Source organism: Nesterenkonia populi (genome assembly GCF_007994735.1).
Taxonomy (GTDB): Bacteria; Actinomycetota; Actinomycetes; order Actinomycetales; family Micrococcaceae; genus Nesterenkonia; species Nesterenkonia populi.
Genome location: NZ_VOIL01000001.1, coordinates 1,907,558 through 1,923,486 on the forward strand (window position 1 = coordinate 1,907,558; position 15,929 = coordinate 1,923,486).

The 15,929-nt window shown below is 66.2% G+C and carries 16 protein-coding genes; 6 read left to right on the forward strand and 10 right to left on the reverse strand.

Annotated features, from left to right (window positions below):
* The first annotated feature begins 1 nt into the window (after window position 1).
* Window positions 2-589: a serine O-acetyltransferase EpsC gene (gene epsC / locus FWJ47_RS08755; RefSeq protein WP_147106977.1), complete on the forward strand. Its 588-nt coding sequence runs from the start codon at window positions 2-4 to the stop codon at window positions 587-589.
* Window positions 590-711: 122 nt separating this feature from the next.
* Here the strand turns inward: epsC and gndA are convergent, their stop codons facing one another.
* From gndA to zapE, 3 genes are all read right to left on the reverse strand, one after another.
* The gene (gene gndA / locus FWJ47_RS08760) at window positions 712-2,172 is read right to left on the reverse strand and encodes an NADP-dependent phosphogluconate dehydrogenase (protein WP_147106979.1); all 1,461 of its coding nucleotides are present in this window, start codon (window positions 2,170-2,172) and stop codon (window positions 712-714) included.
* A gap of 46 nt (window positions 2,173-2,218) precedes the next feature.
* The gene (gene ppk2 / locus FWJ47_RS08765) at window positions 2,219-3,148 is read right to left on the reverse strand and encodes a polyphosphate kinase 2 (protein ID WP_246126236.1); all 930 of its coding nucleotides are present in this window, start codon (window positions 3,146-3,148) and stop codon (window positions 2,219-2,221) included.
* Window positions 3,149-3,217: 69 nt separating this feature from the next.
* Complete coding sequence (gene zapE, locus FWJ47_RS08770; protein ID WP_147106982.1) at window positions 3,218-4,285, reverse strand: cell division protein ZapE; 1,068 nt, start codon at window positions 4,283-4,285, stop codon at window positions 3,218-3,220.
* A gap of 173 nt (window positions 4,286-4,458) precedes the next feature.
* On the opposite strand from zapE, the gene FWJ47_RS08775 reads away from it, so the two are divergent.
* Complete coding sequence (locus FWJ47_RS08775) at window positions 4,459-5,352, forward strand: sulfurtransferase (RefSeq protein WP_147106985.1); 894 nt, start codon at window positions 4,459-4,461, stop codon at window positions 5,350-5,352.
* Window positions 5,353-5,449: 97 nt separating this feature from the next.
* Entirely contained in the window at window positions 5,450-5,899 is a 450-nt protein-coding gene (locus FWJ47_RS08780) for a SufE family protein (RefSeq protein ID WP_147106988.1), read from the forward strand.
* A gap of 43 nt (window positions 5,900-5,942) precedes the next feature.
* Here FWJ47_RS08780 and FWJ47_RS08785 read toward each other — a convergent pair whose 3' ends face one another.
* Window positions 5,943-7,355, reverse strand: a complete 1,413-nt coding sequence (locus FWJ47_RS08785) for an alpha/beta hydrolase family protein (RefSeq protein WP_147106991.1) — start codon at window positions 7,353-7,355, stop codon at window positions 5,943-5,945.
* Window positions 7,356-7,429: 74 nt separating this feature from the next.
* On the opposite strand from FWJ47_RS08785, the gene msrB reads away from it, so the two are divergent.
* Window positions 7,430-7,813 (forward strand): peptide-methionine (R)-S-oxide reductase MsrB, encoded by a 384-nt coding sequence (msrB, locus tag FWJ47_RS08790; protein ID WP_342779664.1) that lies wholly within the window; start codon window positions 7,430-7,432, stop codon window positions 7,811-7,813.
* Window positions 7,810-9,159: a replication-associated recombination protein A gene (locus FWJ47_RS08795; protein WP_147106997.1), complete on the forward strand. Its 1,350-nt coding sequence runs from the start codon at window positions 7,810-7,812 to the stop codon at window positions 9,157-9,159. Before msrB ends, FWJ47_RS08795 begins: the two co-directional genes overlap by 4 nt.
* Window positions 9,160-9,260: 101 nt before the next feature.
* Here the strand turns inward: FWJ47_RS08795 and qcrB are convergent, their stop codons facing one another.
* The 4 genes from qcrB to ctaE are packed head-to-tail and all read right to left on the reverse strand — an operon-like array spanning window position 9,261 to window position 13,626.
* Window positions 9,261-10,985 carry a cytochrome bc1 complex cytochrome b subunit gene (gene qcrB, locus FWJ47_RS08800; protein WP_147107000.1) on the reverse strand — a complete coding sequence of 575 codons (1,725 nt, stop codon included), beginning with the start codon at window positions 10,983-10,985 and terminating at the stop codon, window positions 9,261-9,263.
* A complete protein-coding gene (qcrA, locus tag FWJ47_RS08805) occupies window positions 10,982-12,067 on the reverse strand; it encodes a cytochrome bc1 complex Rieske iron-sulfur subunit (protein WP_147107002.1) in 1,086 nt (361 codons plus the stop codon). Before qcrA ends, qcrB begins: the two co-directional genes overlap by 4 nt.
* Window positions 12,068-12,127: 60 nt before the next feature.
* Window positions 12,128-12,925, reverse strand: coding sequence for a cytochrome bc1 complex diheme cytochrome c subunit (gene qcrC, locus FWJ47_RS08810; protein WP_147107005.1), 798 nt, complete (start codon window positions 12,923-12,925; stop codon window positions 12,128-12,130).
* Between the two features lie 53 nt (window positions 12,926-12,978).
* Window positions 12,979-13,626 carry an aa3-type cytochrome oxidase subunit III gene (ctaE, locus tag FWJ47_RS08815; protein ID WP_425465999.1) on the reverse strand — a complete coding sequence of 216 codons (648 nt, stop codon included), beginning with the start codon at window positions 13,624-13,626 and terminating at the stop codon, window positions 12,979-12,981.
* 185 nt (window positions 13,627-13,811) lie between these two features.
* Between ctaE and trpD the strand changes: the two genes are divergently transcribed.
* A complete protein-coding gene (gene trpD, locus FWJ47_RS08820) occupies window positions 13,812-14,849 on the forward strand; it encodes an anthranilate phosphoribosyltransferase (RefSeq protein WP_147107008.1) in 1,038 nt (345 codons plus the stop codon).
* 15 nt (window positions 14,850-14,864) lie between these two features.
* Here the strand turns inward: trpD and def are convergent, their stop codons facing one another.
* Both def and ctaF read right to left on the reverse strand, forming a co-directional pair.
* On the reverse strand, window positions 14,865-15,485 hold the full coding sequence (def, locus tag FWJ47_RS08825; RefSeq protein WP_147107011.1) for a peptide deformylase: 621 nt from the start codon (window positions 15,483-15,485) through the stop codon (window positions 14,865-14,867).
* A gap of 4 nt (window positions 15,486-15,489) precedes the next feature.
* Window positions 15,490-15,927 carry an aa3-type cytochrome oxidase subunit IV gene (gene ctaF / locus FWJ47_RS08830; RefSeq protein WP_147107015.1) on the reverse strand — a complete coding sequence of 146 codons (438 nt, stop codon included), beginning with the start codon at window positions 15,925-15,927 and terminating at the stop codon, window positions 15,490-15,492.
* Window positions 15,928-15,929 lie beyond the last annotated feature (2 nt).

Genomic DNA, 15,929 nt, shown 5'->3' on the forward strand with positions numbered 1-15,929 from the left:
CGTGGGACTCATCTCACGACTGCGTGAAGACATCGCACACGCCCGCTCACACGATCCCGCAGCACGCAGCAACGCGGAGATCGTGCTGGCCTACTCGGGCCTGCACGCCATCTGGGCCCACCGGGTGGCTCATAAGATGTGGAGGGCGAAGCCGCTGAAGACTCCCGCACGGGTGGTCTCCCAGGTTGCCCGGGGCCTCACCGGCATCGAGATCCACCCCGGGGCGACCATCGGCCGGCGCTTCTTCATCGACCACGGCATGGGCGTGGTCATCGGGGAGACCGCTGAGGTCGGCGACGACTGCATGCTCTACCAGGGTGTGACCCTCGGCGGAACTTCGCTCGAGCAGACCAAGCGCCACCCCACCCTCGGCAACGGCGTCACCGTCGGCGCCGGCGCGAAGGTGCTCGGCCCGGTCGAGATCGGCGAGCAGTCCGCGGTCGGCGCCAACGCCGTCGTGGTGAAGTCCGCTCCCCCGCACTCCGTGCTGGTGGGAGTCCCCGCCAAGGACCGCAAACGCAGCCAGGAGGAGCACAAGCCGCTCGTGGACCCGGCGAACTACGCGCTCGATCCAGCACTGTTCATCTGAGGCGGTCCCGCCGACATGCGGCAGCTGCCGTCTCCGCAGCTGAAGAACGGCCACCATGACGAAGGCCCGGCGCCTCTATTCACCGAGGTGCTGGGCCTTCGTCATTCCCCCTGACCGGCGACTTAGGCCTCGGTCTCGGAGCGGTCCTCGCTCCATCGGGTGTGGAAGGTTCCGGGCTTGTCGATGCGCTGATAGGTGTGCGCGCCGAAGTAGTCGCGCAGCCCCTGGGTCAGCGCGGCCGGCAGACGCTCGGCCCGCAGGCTGTCGTAGTAGGCCAGCGCCGAGGAGAACACCGGAGCCGGGACGCCGTAGGTAGCGGCTGCTGCGACCACGCGGCGCCATGCCGGCAGGCACTCAGCGATCGCCTCGGTGAACTCAGGGGCCAGCAGCAGGTTGACCGGCTGCTGGCCGGCCGGTGCGTCATAGGCCCGCATGATGGTGTCCAGCAGGTCCGCGCGAATGATGCAGCCGGCCCGCCACAGGGAGGCGATCGTTCGCATGTCCAGCTGCCAGCCGTACTCGCGGCCGGCGGCGGTGAGCATGTCGAAGCCCTGAGCGTAGGAGACCAGCTTGGAGGCGTAGAGCGCCTTGCGGACGTCCTCGACGAACTCCTGGCGCGCGTCGCCGGTCCCGTAGAGATCCTCGGCGGAGACTGCACCGGTGATCCCGGCGCCGAAGATCTGGGAGGTCACGGAGCGGACCTCCCGCTGGGAGGAGATCGAACGGGCGAAGACGGACTCGGCGATCGTGGTCACCGGGGAGCCGACCTCCAGCCCGGAGATCGCAGTCCAGCGGCCCGTGCCCTTCTGCCCGGCGGAGTCGACCACGACGTCCACCAGGGGACGGCCGGTCAGCTCGTCCTCCTGCTCAAGCACCTCGGCGGTGATCTCGATGAGGTACGAGGCCAGGTCTGTGGTATTCCACTCACGGAAGACGCCCGCCTGCTCGGCGGGCTCCATGCCGGCCAGGGCGCGCATCAGGTCATAGGACTCGCCGATGACCTGCATGTCGGCGTACTCAATGCCGTTGTGGACCATCTTCACGTAGTGGCCGGCGCCGTCGGTGCCGACCCACGCGCAGCAGGGCTCCCCGTGGTAGTCGGCGGCGATGGACTCCAGCATCGGGCCCAGCGACTCGTATGACTCCTGGGACCCTCCCGGCATAATGGAGGGGCCCCACAGGGCGCCCTCCTCGCCGCCGGAGACGCCGATGCCGACAAAGTGCAGGCCCTTCTCGCGAAGAGCCTCCTCACGGCGTCGGGTCTCCTCGTAGAAGGAGTTGCCGGCGTCGATGACGATGTCACCCTCGTCCAGCAGCGGAATCAGGTCATCGATGACGGCGTCGACCGGGGCCCCGGCCTTGACCATGATCAGGACGCGGCGGGGACGCTCCAGGGACTCGACGAGCTCCTGGAGGGTCTCAGCCCGGACGAACTCGCCCTCGCTGCCGTAGCTGTTGATCAGCGCGTCGGTGCGGGCGACGGAGCGGTTATGAAGGGCCACGGTGTAGCCGTTGCGCGCGAAGTTGCGTGCCAGATTGGCACCCATCACCGCAAGGCCGGTCACGCCGATGTCAGCACCCAATGTGCCTCCTAGGTCGAGGATTCATTCTTCGAAACATACTATCTTTCTAATCTCCCACGGCGTCGCGTCCGCGCTGGACGATCTTGGGATCAGGCTCCCCCACGACTTCGTGGTCCTTGCCCTCGTACTCGAACTGCGAGAGGAAGTAGCGCATCGCGTTGAGTCGGGCGCGCTTCTTGTCGTTGGACTTGATGGTGATCCAGGGCGCGTGGTCGGTGTCGGTGCGCCGGAACATCTCCTCCTTGGCCTCGGTGTAGTCCTCCCACCGGTCCAGGGACTCGAGGTCCATCGGGGAGAGCTTCCATTGGCGGACGGGGTCGATCTGCCGAATGGCGAACCGGGTCCTCTGCTCCCTCTGGGTCACGGAGAACCAGAACTTGGTGAGGTGGATACCGGCGTCGATCAGCATCTTCTCGAAGACCGGGGCCTGCTCCATGAAGACGTCGTACTCCTGGTCGGAGCAGAAGCCCATCACGCGTTCCACGCCCGCCCGGTTGTACCAGGAGCGGTCGAACAGGACCATCTCGCCGGCGGTGGGCATGTGGTATGTGTACCGCTGGAAGTACCACTGGCCGCGCTCCCGGTCCGAGGGCTTGTTCAGCGCCACCACCCGTGCGGTGCGGGGGTTGAGATGCTCGGTGAAGCGCTTGATGGTGCCGCCCTTGCCGGCGGCGTCGCGGCCCTCGAAGACCAGCACATGTTTGAGGCCGTAGTCCTCAGCCCAGTACTGGAACTTCAGCAGCTCCACCTGGAGGTGGTACTTCTCAATGTCGTAGATCGTACGGCCCATGCGCGTGTCATACGGATAGTTCTCCTGCCAGGTCTCCACGGCGCGGCCCTGCGGATCGATGAGGTCCGGGTCCGGCGTGTGCCCGTCGCGGACCGTGTAGCCGCCTTCGCGCAGCTGGTCGATGAACTCCCGCAGGTTCTTCCTGGCGCCGGAGTCGATACCGGCCCAGGGCTCCATATTGGCCATGGCGAAGCCTTTCTGAGATCCCTCAAGGTGCCTCGTCATCGAAGCACCCGCATGTGAACTGGGCGTGAACTAGAGCACCTGCTCCCCCATCTGGCCGGCTCGGGCCAGGGCAGTCAGGCGGGAGACGGCACGGTGGTACTTCTTCATGTACCCGCCGGCCATCATCTCGTCGGTGAAGAGCTGGTCGAACGGCACTCCTGAGGCGACGATCTTCACGTCCTGGTCATAGAGCCGGTCGGCCAGCACCACAAAGCGCAGCGCAAGAGCCTGCCCTTCGATGGCCTCCACATCTTTGAGGACCCAGACATCGACGTCACGGACCAGCTGGCGGTACCGGCTCGGGTGGATGGCGGAAAGGTGCTCGCACAGCGGCCCGAAGTCGTCGACGGCGATGCTCTGGTTCCCGTAGCGCTCCTCGGCGAAGCCTTCGAGCTGATCGGTGGTCAGCGGCTCAGGCGCTTCGGGGAGGCCCCGGTGCCGATAGTCCTCGCCGTCGACCCGGATGGCCCGGAACTGATCGGCGAGCACCTGGATCTCGCGCTTGAAGTCACTGGCTGCGAAGCGGCCCTCTCCCAGCGAGCCGGGAAGGGTGTTGGAGGTCGCGGCGAGCTTGACCCCGGCGTCGGAGAGCTCCCTCAGCAGCCGAGACATCATCGTCGTGTCTCCGGCGTCATCGAGCTCGAACTCGTCGATGCAGACCAGCTGGTAGCCCGTGAAGACGTCCACCGTCTGGCGGAAGCCCAGGGCGCCGACAAGGTTGGTGTACTCCACGAACGTCCCGAAGGCGCGCTGCTCGGAGGGCACCCCCTGCTCGCCGGCTGCGTGGTAGAGCGAGGCCAGCAGGTGGGTCTTGCCGACGCCGAACCCGCCGTCGAGGTAGATGCCCTGCGGGCCGGAGGGCTTCGAGCCGCCGCCGAAGACGCGCTGGAGGAAGCCGCCTCCGCCCCGCTTGGCGCCGATGGTTCCGGCGAAGCCGCGCAGGGCCTCCACCGCCTCAGCCTGGGAGGGGTGGGCGGGGTCCGGGATGTAGGTGTCGAAGGAGACCTCAGCGAAGCGGAAGGAGGGCTCCAGCCCCGCCACAAGGTCCTGAGGGCTGACCTGGGGCCTGCGGGAGGCGAGCGGTTCGGCAAAAGGCATGCAGGCCACTCTACTGAAACGGGCCGCTGCGCCCGACCGGCCCGCCTGAACAAATCAGAGTGAACATATGACGTTCGATGACGTACGCTCTTCACGAGGGCTCGTGCACCGGACTACTGTGGGGGCCTGGAAGACATCCTCCTCATCGAACACGCAGAAAGGCGGGACAGCTGATGGCAGACAAGAGCTTCTCCCAGTACGCAAACCCCGACGCACTGGTCTCCACCGAGTGGGTCGCTGAGCACAAGGACGACGACAGCGTGGTGCTTCTCGAGTCCAACGAGGACGTGCTTCTCTACGAGACCGGGCATATCCCAGGCGCCCAGAAGATCGACTGGCACACCGACCTCAACGACCCGGTCACCCGAGACTTCATCAACCCGGAGCAGTTCGCCGAGTTCGCCTCGTCCAAGGGCATCACCCCGGAGTCCACCGTCGTCTTCTACGGCGACAAGTCCAACTGGTGGGCCGCCTACGCCCTCTGGGTCTTCACCCTGTTCGGCCACAAGGACCTGCGCCTGGTCGACGGCGGCCGCCAGAAGTGGGCCGACGAGGGCCGCGAGCTGACCACCGACGTCCCCTCCCCCGCCAAGACCGAGTACCCGGCGCCGGCCCAGCGCAACGACGCCGAGTTCCGCGCCTACCGCGAGGACGTGCTCGAGCAGATCGGCAAGGCCCCCCTGGTGGACGTCCGCTCCCCCGCCGAGTACTCCGGCGAGGTGACCTCCGCTCCCGGCTTCGAGGACAAGGAGGGCGCCCTGCGCGGCGGCCACATTCCCACCGCCGCATCTGTGCCGTGGGCCCGGGCCGCCAACGAGGACGGCACCTTCAAGTCCCGCGAGGAGCTGCAGGCCATCTACAAGGATGAGGCAGGCGTCGGCGAGGCGGACGAGGTCATCGCCTACTGCCGCATCGGTGAGCGCTCTTCTCACACCTGGTTCGTGCTGCAGCACCTGCTGGGCTACGACAACGCCCGCAACTACGACGGCTCCTGGACCGAGTGGGGCAACGCCGTCCGGCTGCCGATCGTCACAGGCACCGAGAAGGGCGAGGCTCCCGCACAGTAAGGGACCCGCTGCCTACCGGCACAGCGATGGGGCACGGCTATATGCTGTGCCCCATCGCTGTGCCGGGACCCCACCGTATCTTTGAGAGAGAGCACCCATGACTGAGCAGACTATGCCCCAGCCGCTGCAGGAGATCGTCGACGAGTTCCAGGCGGTGGAGGACCGGCAGCGCCTCGAGCTGCTGCTGGAGTTCTCCAAGGAGCTGCCGGAGGTCCCGGAGAAGTACCGGGAGCACCTGGACGAGATGGAGCAGGTGGAGGAGTGCCAGACCCCGCTGTTCCTCACCGTGGAGTACAACGACGGCCCCGGCACCGCCGAGCTGGTCCTTGCCGCACCGGCCGAGGCGCCCACCACCCGCGGCTTCGCCTCCATCATTCACCAGGGCCTCAACGGGCTGACCTACGAGGAGATCCTGGCCACTCCGGATGACCTCGCCGACCGCCTCGGCCTCAGCCGGGCCATCACACCCCTGCGCCTGCGCGGCATCCGCGCGATGCTGGGCCGTATCAAGCACAACGTGCGGCACCACGTCAACGCCCGCGGCTGAAGCTGCCCTTCACGGCGGCGGGCAGGCCCGCATGCCCAGCTGCTCAGCCGGCCATGCGCTCCACAGCCTCGCTCTCCATGGTGTCCCAGGCCGGCTCGGACCCCTCAGCATCGGTCTCGCCGCCGGGCACCTCAGCGGTGAAGAGGTCCGTGAGCCACTCGACCACTTTCGAGTCCCAGCGCTCGGGCTTATGGTTCCATTCTTTGACGTGCTTGGCCCGGGTGAAGGGCACGAAGCTGACCCGCTCGCTGATCTCGGCCAGGTGGCGGCTGGGGCCGTAGGGAACCACCTCGTCATCGATGCTGTGCAGGATCAGCGTCCGGTGCCGCAGCTGCTCAGCCCGGTCGATCCAGTTCATGATGCGCAGGTCCAGAGGCGAAGCCAGCCCGGTGAAGCGCCGGCCGGCCCTATGGGAGATGAACAAGCGGGTCAGCCGCCCGACCGGCTCCGGCAGGTGCAGAGCCCGGGCATGGTGGCTGAGCACGTCGATCCAGTCGATCACCGGACCGGTGAGCACCAGCCCCCGAACCTTCGAGGCCAGTGGTGAGCGGTCCGCAGCCTGCAGGGAGATCGCCCCGCCCATGGACCAGCCGAAGAGCACCACATCCTCGGCTCCGTGATCGAAGGCGTGCTGAATGGCAGCCTCAACGTCGGGCCATTCGGTGATCCCCAGGCCGTACCGCCCGTCCGGGGTCGGCGGGGCCTCGCCGTCATTGCGGTAGGAGATCAGCAGCGAATCGATCCCGAGCCGTTCGGCGGCGGAAAGCGCCCGGATCCCCTCAGTGCGGCGGCCTCCGCGGCCGTGCACCATGATCGCCCAGATATTGCGTCCGGCCAATGGGCCGTCGGCATTACGTGCCGGCACGTGCCAGGCCGGTGCAGGGCCGTCCGGCAGCTCGATGACGACCTCCTCCGCCTCGAACCCGGCGTCCTGAGGAGTGAGGTACGGCGTCGAGGACCACCAGCCGCGCACTGCCGAGCGCAGGTTTCCGCCGGTGACGTGCTCCACTCTGCGCGCCAGAGTGCCGTCTCGCGGGGTGAAGCTGGTGATGTGTCCGATGCGCGCGAAGCCGCGGCCGCCCTGGAAGAAGAGCCCATACACGCCGTCGACGACCGTGTGCGGCGTGGCGGGCAGAATGACTTCGTCGCCGTCGGGCCCCTGGACGACCGCGAGGATCTCCAGATCCTCCACCCGCTCCTTCACCGGGGTGACCACCACCCGGGCGAAGTAGCCGGCCACCCCAGATGCTGCGGCGGTCAGGGTGACACCTGCCCCGACTCCGACGGCCGCCCCGAGCGCACTGGCCCGGATCCAAGGGGTGGGCTCAGGCTGGCTGCTGGTCTGCCGCAGCGCTTTGAGGCTCAGCCGCTTCGCCCGGGCCCGGCACCACTGCGCGCTGTCTGCAGCACGCTGCAGGGCTGACCGCCGGCCGGGCACCGTCACAGTTCCGCTCATCCAATTACCACCTCGCTGAAGAGTTAGGGGCGCGTCTGAGACCACCTTAAGGGCAGGCTCTTAGAATGGATGGCATGAGCAACGACCCGTACCGGGAAAAGCTGACCGACTTCGAGTACCAGGTGCTGCGGCAGGGCGGCACGGAGCGCCCGTACACCGGCGAGTACTGGGACAACAAAGAGAAGGGCGTCTATTACTGCCGCGCGTGCGGGGACAGGCTCTTCGAGTCCGAGACAAAGTTCGACTCCCGCTGCGGCTGGCCCAGCTTCTTCCAGCCCGCTGAGGGCTCCAATGTGACCTACCTGCGCGATGACTCAATGGGAATGACGCGCATTGAGGTCCGCTGCGGCTCCTGCGAGTCCCACCTGGGCCACGTCTTCGAGGGTGAGGGCTTCGAGACGCCCACCGACCTGCGATACTGCATCAACTCAGTCTCCATGACCTTCGAGAAGGAATGAGCGACGACCTCTTCTCCTCCTCGGGGGAGAACGCCGAGGGACGCAGCCGGCACACCCCGCTTGCCGTTCGGATGCGGCCCCGGTCGCTCGACGAGATCCTCGGGCAGCAGCATCTTCTCGGGGACGGCTCCCCGCTGCGGGTGCTTGCCGAGGGGTCTTCGGGACCTGCGGGCCCCTCTTCGGTCATTCTGTACGGCCCCCCTGGTATCGGGAAGACCACGATCGCGCACGTCATCGCCCGCGGCGGCGCTCGGAAGTTCGTTGAGCTCTCGGCCATCCGCGCGGGGGTCAAGGATGTCAGGCAGGTGATGGACCAGGCTCTGAACGACCGTGATCTCAACAGCGTGACGACCGTCCTCTTCCTGGACGAGATCCACCGGTTCAACAAGGCGCAGCAGGACGCCCTGCTGCCGGGCGTGGAGAACGGCTGGGTGATCCTAGTCGCCGCGACTACGGAGAACCCTTCCTTCAGCGTGGTGGCACCGCTGCTGTCCCGCTCCCTGCTTCTGACCCTGCACTCCCTCACGGATGAGGACCTCAACGGGCTGGTGGACCGGGCTCTCAGCGAGGAGCGGGGGCTGGAGGCCCAGTTCACGCTGGACGACGAGGCGCGCAGCCACATCATTCGGGTCTCCGGGGGCGACGCCCGTCGTGTGCTGACGACTTTGGAGGCCGCTGCAGCGGTCGCCTCTGGGCGCGGTTCTGAGGACATCACGGCGGCAGACGCCGAGCAGGCCGCGGATTTCGCCGTCCAGCGGTACGACAAGGACGGCGACCAGCACTATGACATCGTCTCGGCGTTCATCAAGTCGCTGCGGGGATCCGATGTGGACGCCGCACTGCACTATCTGGCTCGCATGATCGTCGCCGGGGAGGATCCGCGCTTCATCGCACGGCGTCTGGTCATCGCGGCCTCTGAGGAGGTCTCCTTGGCGGACCCCTCTGCCCTCCAGGCCGCCGTGGCGGCCGCCCAGGCGGTTCAGCTGATCGGCATGCCGGAGGGCCGAATCGTCTTGGCTCAGGCCACCGTCCATATTGCAACGGCCCCAAAGTCGAACGCGAGCTACAAGGCGTTGGACGCGGCCATCGCCGATGTTCGGGCAGGCAAGGGCGGGCCCGTGCCGGCGCATCTGCGGGATGCGCACTATAAGGGCGCTCAGCGTCTGGGGCACGGGCAGGGCTATGTGTACGCTCACGATCAGCCTCACCATGTGGCCGCCCAGCAGTACGTCCCGGAGGACCTTGTGGGAGTGGACTATTACTCCCCTACCAGCCTCGGCAACGAGCGTGCCGTGTCAGACCGACTGGAGAGGCTGCGCGGGATCATCCGCGGCAGGAAGCCTTAGCACCAGTCCGGCTGCTGTTCACCGTGACCGATCAAGCGGGCATGAGCAGGGCCCCTGAACCCGGCCGGGGTCAGGGGCCCTGCTCATATGTCAGGCCACCGTCAGTGGTGCTTGCCGCTTTCGATGGCACCGGCGGAGCTGGCGGCCTCCAGCTGCTCAGGCTCGTGGTGGGAATGCTCCAGGGTCTCGAGGTACTCATCGCGGGAGACGGGCTCCACGCGATCCTCGAAGAAGATACGGTTCAGGCGTGCGCGAAGCTTCTCGGCCACGGTGATCTTTCCCTTGGCGTTAGGCTGCGGCCCCGAGGGTGCCGGCGCCTCGTAGGAGACCAGGGTCCAGAGCTCGTAGTCGCTGAGCATCTTGTGCCGCTCTGAGAAGCCGCCGTCGGGGCTGACCTCGATGACGCCGGCCTCGTGTCCGTGCAGAGCAGTCTCCCGGTCCTTGCGCTGCAGGGCCAGGCAGATCCGCTTCGTCAGGATGTAGCTGAGCGGGATCCCGAAGAAGAACGCGACCCATGACCAGTACACGGTGTCATTGACGGAGAGTTGGAAGTGGGTGGCGATGAGGTCGTTCGATCCCATGCCCCACATCAGGCCGTAGAAGAAGACAGTGGCCACGCCCACTGCGGTCCGGGTGGGAGCGTTGCGCGGACGGTCCAGGATGTGGTGCTCACGCTTGTCGCCGGTGATCCAGGCCTCGATCCAGGGCCATGCGAACATGCCGGCGAACATGACGCCGATGATGGCCATGGGCAGAAGGATCGGGGTGGCGACAGCGTTGCCGCCCCACGGGGTGGGTATAACGAACTCGAGCGACATCTCCCCGATATAGCCGGGCATCATACGCAGAGCGCCCTCGAGGAAGCCGATGTACCAGTCAGGCTGGGCACCTGCCTGAACAGGCGAGGGGTCGTAAGGCCCGTAGTTCCAGAGCGCGTTGATCTGGAATGTCCCTGCAATGAGCGCCAGGATTCCGGCCACGATGAAGAAGAAGCCGCCGGCCTTCGCCGCGTACACCGGGCCGACAGGGTAGCCGACGACGTTGCGCTCGGTACGGCCGGGTCCAGGGTACTGGGTGTGCTTGTGGACGACGACGAGGAAGAGGTGAATGGCGATGAGGATGAGGATGAGCGCCGGCAAGATGAAGATGTGCAGGCTGTACATCCGCGGGATCACTTCATTGCCGGGGAACTCGCCCCCGAAGATGAGATACGACATGTAGGTGCCGATCACCGGGATCGCGCGGAAGGTTCCGTCGGCGATCCGCAGACCGTTTCCGGACAGGACCTCGTCGGGCAGGCCGTAGCCGGTGAAGCCGGCAAGCATGCCGACCATCAGGAGGGTGGCGCCGACGAGCCAGTTGACCTCACGCGGCTTGCGGAACGCACCGGTGAAGAACACCCGAAGCATATGCACGGCCATGGCCATCACGAACAGCAGAGCTGCCCAGTGATGCAGCTGACGCATGAACAGGCCGCCGCGGACGTCGAAGGACAGTTCCAGCGCGGTGGCGTAGGCGCTGGACATCTCGAGGCCCTGCAGGGGTGCGTAGGCGCCCGAGTAGCGGGTGGTCGACATGGAGGGGTCGAACCAGAAGGTCAGGAACGCACCGGATAGAACGAGGATGATGAAGCTGTAGAGCGCCACCTCGCCGAACATGAAGGTCCAATGGTCCGGGAAGACCTTGCGGCCGAACTCACGGACGATGCCGGTCCCGGCGACCCGTTGGTCCAAGTAGTTCGCGATCTTCCCCCCGCCGGTGCGCGGTTGGTACTCGTCGACCTCGAGGTACTGGTCCTCGGTGTACTTCGTCTTATCTGCGCTCATCCGTCGTGACGCTCCCAGTAGGTCGGGCCAACAGGTTCAGTGAAGTCGCTGCGCGCGATCAGGAAGCCTTCGTCATCCACGGCGATCGGCAGCTGCGGGAGCGGCCGGCCGGCGGGACCGAAGACCACCTTGAACTCCTGGGCCGCGTCGAAGGTCGACTGGTGGCAGGGGCACAGCAGGTGGTGGGTGTGACGCTCGTAGAGAGCCACTGGGCAGCCAACGTGGGTGCAGACCTTTGAGCAGGCGATGATGCCCTCGTAGGTCCAGTCCTCACGGCCGGGAGAGGTGTGCTCGAAGTCATCCGGGTTGAGCCGCATGAGCAGGACCACGGACTTTGCCTTCTCAGAGAGGCGCTCACCGTGTGAGGTGATCTCACGCAGGTTCTCCGGGATCACGTGCACGGCTGAGCCGATGGTCACGTCGGCTGCTCGGATCGGCGTGCCCGTGGGGTCGCGGACCAGGCGGGTGCCCTCATCCCAGAGGGTGTGCCGCATGCGCTCGGGGCTGAACTCGTCGCCGTAGGCGCGGTCGAGGTCACGGAACATCACCACGAAGGGCAACGGCGCCAGCAGCGCGGCGGCGGCTAGGGAGCCGACCATGAAAGGACGGCGTTTGACCTGGGACTCATCCATGACCCCATTGACGATCCCGGCGGCTTCCTCGCGGTCCGACTCCAAGCGCAGGGGCTTGCGGTCCTCAACGAGCTCGTGGTCGGGCATGAGGGTCCTGGCCCAGTGGACCACTCCCGTGCCGATGCCCAGCATCGCCAGTGCGGAGCCGACGCCGAGAAGCGTGTTCTGGATGCGCAGCATGGCCATCTGGTCGAAGTAGTCCGCGTACTCCTCGGCCGTGCGGCCGATGGCGAAGTAGCCTACGAAGAAGACCACTGTGCCGATGATGGACACGAGGAAGAGCACGGAGACCTGCCGCTCTGCCCGCTTGGCCGACTTTTCATCGACATCCGCCGTCCGGGGTGCGTGCGGCGGCAGACCAGGGTTGTCGATGGCGTATTTGCCCTCGGTTCCCTCGTCGGCAGTGACGACGGCGCCGGTCTCCCGGCCGCCGTGACCGTTCTCCACCATAGATGTGTTGTCCTTTGCTCTTCTCAGTGGGTGCGTTGTACGGGTGCGTTGCGCGCTGGGTCAGTTGGCGCGGGAAGTCAGCCAGACCATGGAGCCGATCAGCAGCGCCAGTCCGAGGGTCCAGATCAGCAGTCCCTCAGCGACCGGGCCGAGGAAGCCGAGCGAGAATCCGCCGGGAGAGCCCTGGGCCTCGTACGTTTTGAGGAAGGCGATGATGTCGCGCTTGTCCTCGGGCGGGATGTTGGCGTCATTGAACACCGGCATGTTCTGCGGGCCGGTGGTCATGGCGGTGTAGATGTGGACCTCGTCAACGCCGTGCAGGGACGGGGCGTACTTGCCCTCGGTGAGGGCGCCGCCGGCGCCGGCGGCGTTGTGGCACATGGCGCAGTTGATGCGGAAGAGCTCGCCGCCGCGGGCCGGGTCACCGGCGTCTGCGTCGAGGTACTCCTCCTCCGGCACTGCGGGGCCGGCTCCGAGGGATGCGACGTACGCCGCCAGCTGGGTGGTCTGCTCCTCGTTCATCTGCTCCGGCTTGGCCTGGGCCTGGGGGCCCTGCATCTGCATGGGCATGCGGCCGGTGCCGACCTGGAACTCGACGGAGGCGGCGCCCACGCCCACCAGGGAGGGGCCTTCGCTGGTTCCCTCCGCGTTGATGCCGTGGCAGGTGGCGCAGTTGGCCACGAAGAGCCGTTCGCCCTCTTCCACCTCTTCTGCGCTGTAGTCCTCCGGCAGGTCAGTGGCCTGCGCCTGATTGACTGTCGTCGCAGCGGCGTAGAGCCCGCCGGTCAGCAGCAGTCCGAGCAGGAGCAGCACGGCGAACGCTGCCGGGTGGCGGCGCTTCTGCGAGAGTGCCTTCACGTGTGCGGTCCTTTGCTTGTCGGTGCGTTGTTTGGGTGACTTGAAGCGCTCGGTCAGACGAGCATGGGAAGGATGTAGACAACAGCGAACAGCGCGATCCAGATCACGTCGACGAAGTGCCAGTAGTAGGAGATCACGACCGCTGCGCTGGCCTCTTTATGGGTGAACTTCACGGAGAAGTAGGCCCGCAGGATCACGTACAGGAACGCGAAGAGCCCGCCCAGGACGTGGAGACCGTGGAACCCGGTGGTGATGTAGAACGCGGATCCGAAGGAGTTCACGCCGATGGTGACGCCGTGCTCCACCAGCTCGGCGAACTCATAGGTCTGCCCGGCGATGAAGACGGAGCCAAGAAAGTAGCTGAGGAAGTACCACTCAACCATGCCCCAGCCCTTGATCTGGAAGATGCCGCCCGTGCGGCGAGGCTGGTGACGCTCCGCGGCGAACACACCGAACTGCGCGGTCACTGAGGAGGTCACCAGGATGGCAGTGATGGTCAGCGCGAGCGGAAAGTCCAGAAGCTGGCTGTACTCGGCCCACATATCCGGCTGGGTCGAACGCAGCGTGAAGAACATGGCAAAGAGGCCGGCGAAGAACATCAGCTCGCTGGTGAGCCAGACCATGGTGCCGACGGACACCATGTTCGGGCGGTTCGGCAGCGTGCGTGCGCCGGCGGCTGGGGCTTGGGTTGCGGATGTCACGGAGCCATTATGTCCTGAAACTGCACCTTGGCGCACTCTGAGAGTGGGGTGTGGCGCGCCTGGTCAGGACTGCTTGTGCGCTCGAATCCGCGTGATTCCTGGGATCGAGGCCTATACCGCACTATGAAAATTGCAGGAATATTTCTACGGCTCGTAGAACTGAGGCCATAGGTAGGGTTGTCCGCATGGTTGAAACGACGTCGTGGCCCGAACTTCTGGAGTCCCTGCTTGCCGGCGAGAGCCTCTCCTCCCCCACTGCCAGGTGGGCGATGGGACGACTGATGTCCGGCGACCTTACGGACGCTGAGATTGCTGGGTTCCTCATTGCGCTGCGCGCCAAGGGCGAGACCGGCGAGGAGCTGCTGGGACTCTCCGAGGCCATGATGGAGCGCGCCGAGGCCATTCAGGTGCAGGGCCCGACGCTGGACATCGTGGGCACCGGCGGAGACAGGCTCGGAACGGTCAATATCTCCACGATGAGCTCGCTGGTCGCCGTGGGGGCCGGCGCGCGCGTGGTGAAGCATGGCAATCGCGGAGCGTCCTCGACCGCTGGGGCCGCTGACGTCATTGAGGCGCTGGGAGTGGACTTGGACCTTCCCGTCGCTAAGGTGGCTGCTGCCGCGGAGAAGGTCGGCATCACATTCCTCTTCGCGCAGGTCTTCCATCCGGCGATGAAGCACGTGATGCCTGCACGGAAGGCCCTCGGCGTGCGGACTGTGTTCAATTTCCTCGGACCGCTCTCCAACCCATCGGGGGTCGATGCCCAAGCCCTGGGCTGCGCCTCCCCTGATCTGGCGCCGCGTATGGCGGAGGCACTGGCTGCTCGCGGGACGCGTGGCCTGGTCTTCCGCGGTCGCGACGGTCGCGACAAGGTCACGACCTCAGCCGAGACCGATATGTGGGAGGTCCGCGATGGTGCCGTCAGCCATTCTGTGCTTTCGCCCGCGGACGTGGGACTGCGACGGGTCTCGCCCGATGCCCTGGCCGGGGGGACCGGCCAGCAGAACGCTGAGACGGTGCGAGCCGTTCTCAGCGGCCAGGAGGGGCCGGTCCGCGACGCCGTGCTGCTCAACGCGGCGGCGGGGCTGACAGCGCTCGACGAGCAGGCGGAAGGTCCCCTGGTGCACCGTATTCGAGGGAACATGGAGAGGGCGGAGACCTCCTTGGACACGGGGGCCGCCGCAGAAGCCCTGCAGCGCTGGGTGGACTTCAGCCGGACCTGACCCCGAGAGCAGGCATCAGGCCCTGCTGCTCTCCTCGTATGCTTCTTCCTCGTTCTCGTCGTGGCCGAAGGGGTCTGGGTCCTGGCCCGGCAGCCAGGAGTATCCCGGCTCGGTCCAGCCTTCCCTCTTCACGACTTTCTTCCAGCGCCTCGCCCAGCGGGGATTGAGCCGATTGACGTAGAGGTAGCCGTCCAGGTGGTCATATTCGTGCTGAAGGATGCGCGCGAACCAGCCGCGAGCCTCGAAGCTGATCGGATTCCCCTCAGCGTCGAGGCCTTGGACCTCGACGTGGTCGCTTCGTTTCAGCGGGTAGCTGTACCCGGGCGCTGAGAGGCATCCTTCCACCTCGTTCTCGGGATCTGGGGTCTCCTGGGAGATCTTCCCGATCAGGCGCAGGTGGGGGTTGATGATGACGCCGCGCTGAGGAGCATCCCCCGTGTCGACCGGCGACTTCCAATTGAAGATTCTCAGACCGACGCCGACCTGGGGGGCAGCGAGGCCGACCCCCCTGGAGGCGTCCAAGGTCTCATACATGTCCTGAATGAGCCGCCGGATCTCCTCATCGATGGTCTCGACCTCTACGGCCCGTCGGTGCAGAACGGGCTCGCCGTGGATGACGATAGGACGTACTGCCATCCTGTCAGTGGCGGTAGTGGCCGCGGTTGGACTCCATGACCCACCCGCTGACGAAGAAGAGAATGGGGATCAGGGAGAACAGGAAGACCCACCAGTCGACGGCGAAGCCGAAGAACATGAAGGCCAAGGCACCGCCGAGGCCGAGGGGCCACCAGCTCCACGGGGTGAAGTCGCCGTAGTTGCCCCTCATCTCATGGATCTCGCCGTCGGGGTTATCCGCATCCATGGCCTCAGCCCGGTGCTTGTCGGTGGAGCGCAGGTACCACCAGAGCATGAAGCCCAGGCCGGCAGTCAGCAGCAAGCAGATGAAGCCGACCCATTCGATCCCCAGCTGCTCCCCGGACTCAGCAGACTGCCAGTTCATGGTGAGGGCGCCGTAAATGATGGCGATGACCAGGGCAAAGACGCCGATTCCGCCGAAAAGAACAGTATTTGTCTTCATGA

What these genes read in the sequence shown, in the direction of transcription:
- ppk2 (WP_246126236.1), bottom strand. Translation starts at nt 3,148, where the DNA reads ATGGCCAATATGGAGCCCTGGGCCGGTATCGACTCCGGCGCCAGGAAG.
- zapE (WP_147106982.1), bottom strand. Translation starts at nt 4,285, where the DNA reads ATGCCTTTTGCCGAACCGCTCGCCTCCCGCAGGCCCCAGGTCAGCCCT.
- FWJ47_RS08775 (WP_147106985.1), top strand. Translation starts at nt 4,459, where the DNA reads ATGGCAGACAAGAGCTTCTCCCAGTACGCAAACCCCGACGCACTGGTC.
- FWJ47_RS08780 (WP_147106988.1), top strand. Translation starts at nt 5,450, where the DNA reads ATGACTGAGCAGACTATGCCCCAGCCGCTGCAGGAGATCGTCGACGAG.
- FWJ47_RS08785 (WP_147106991.1), bottom strand. Translation starts at nt 7,355, where the DNA reads ATGAGCGGAACTGTGACGGTGCCCGGCCGGCGGTCAGCCCTGCAGCGT.
- msrB (WP_342779664.1), top strand. Translation starts at nt 7,430, where the DNA reads ATGAGCAACGACCCGTACCGGGAAAAGCTGACCGACTTCGAGTACCAG.
- FWJ47_RS08795 (WP_147106997.1), top strand. Translation starts at nt 7,810, where the DNA reads ATGAGCGACGACCTCTTCTCCTCCTCGGGGGAGAACGCCGAGGGACGC.
- qcrB (WP_147107000.1), bottom strand. Translation starts at nt 10,985, where the DNA reads ATGAGCGCAGATAAGACGAAGTACACCGAGGACCAGTACCTCGAGGTC.
- qcrA (WP_147107002.1), bottom strand. Translation starts at nt 12,067, where the DNA reads ATGGTGGAGAACGGTCACGGCGGCCGGGAGACCGGCGCCGTCGTCACT.
- trpD (WP_147107008.1), top strand. Translation starts at nt 13,812, where the DNA reads ATGGTTGAAACGACGTCGTGGCCCGAACTTCTGGAGTCCCTGCTTGCC.
- def (WP_147107011.1), bottom strand. Translation starts at nt 15,485, where the DNA reads ATGGCAGTACGTCCTATCGTCATCCACGGCGAGCCCGTTCTGCACCGA.
- ctaF (WP_147107015.1), bottom strand. Translation starts at nt 15,927, where the DNA reads ATGAAGACAAATACTGTTCTTTTCGGCGGAATCGGCGTCTTTGCCCTG.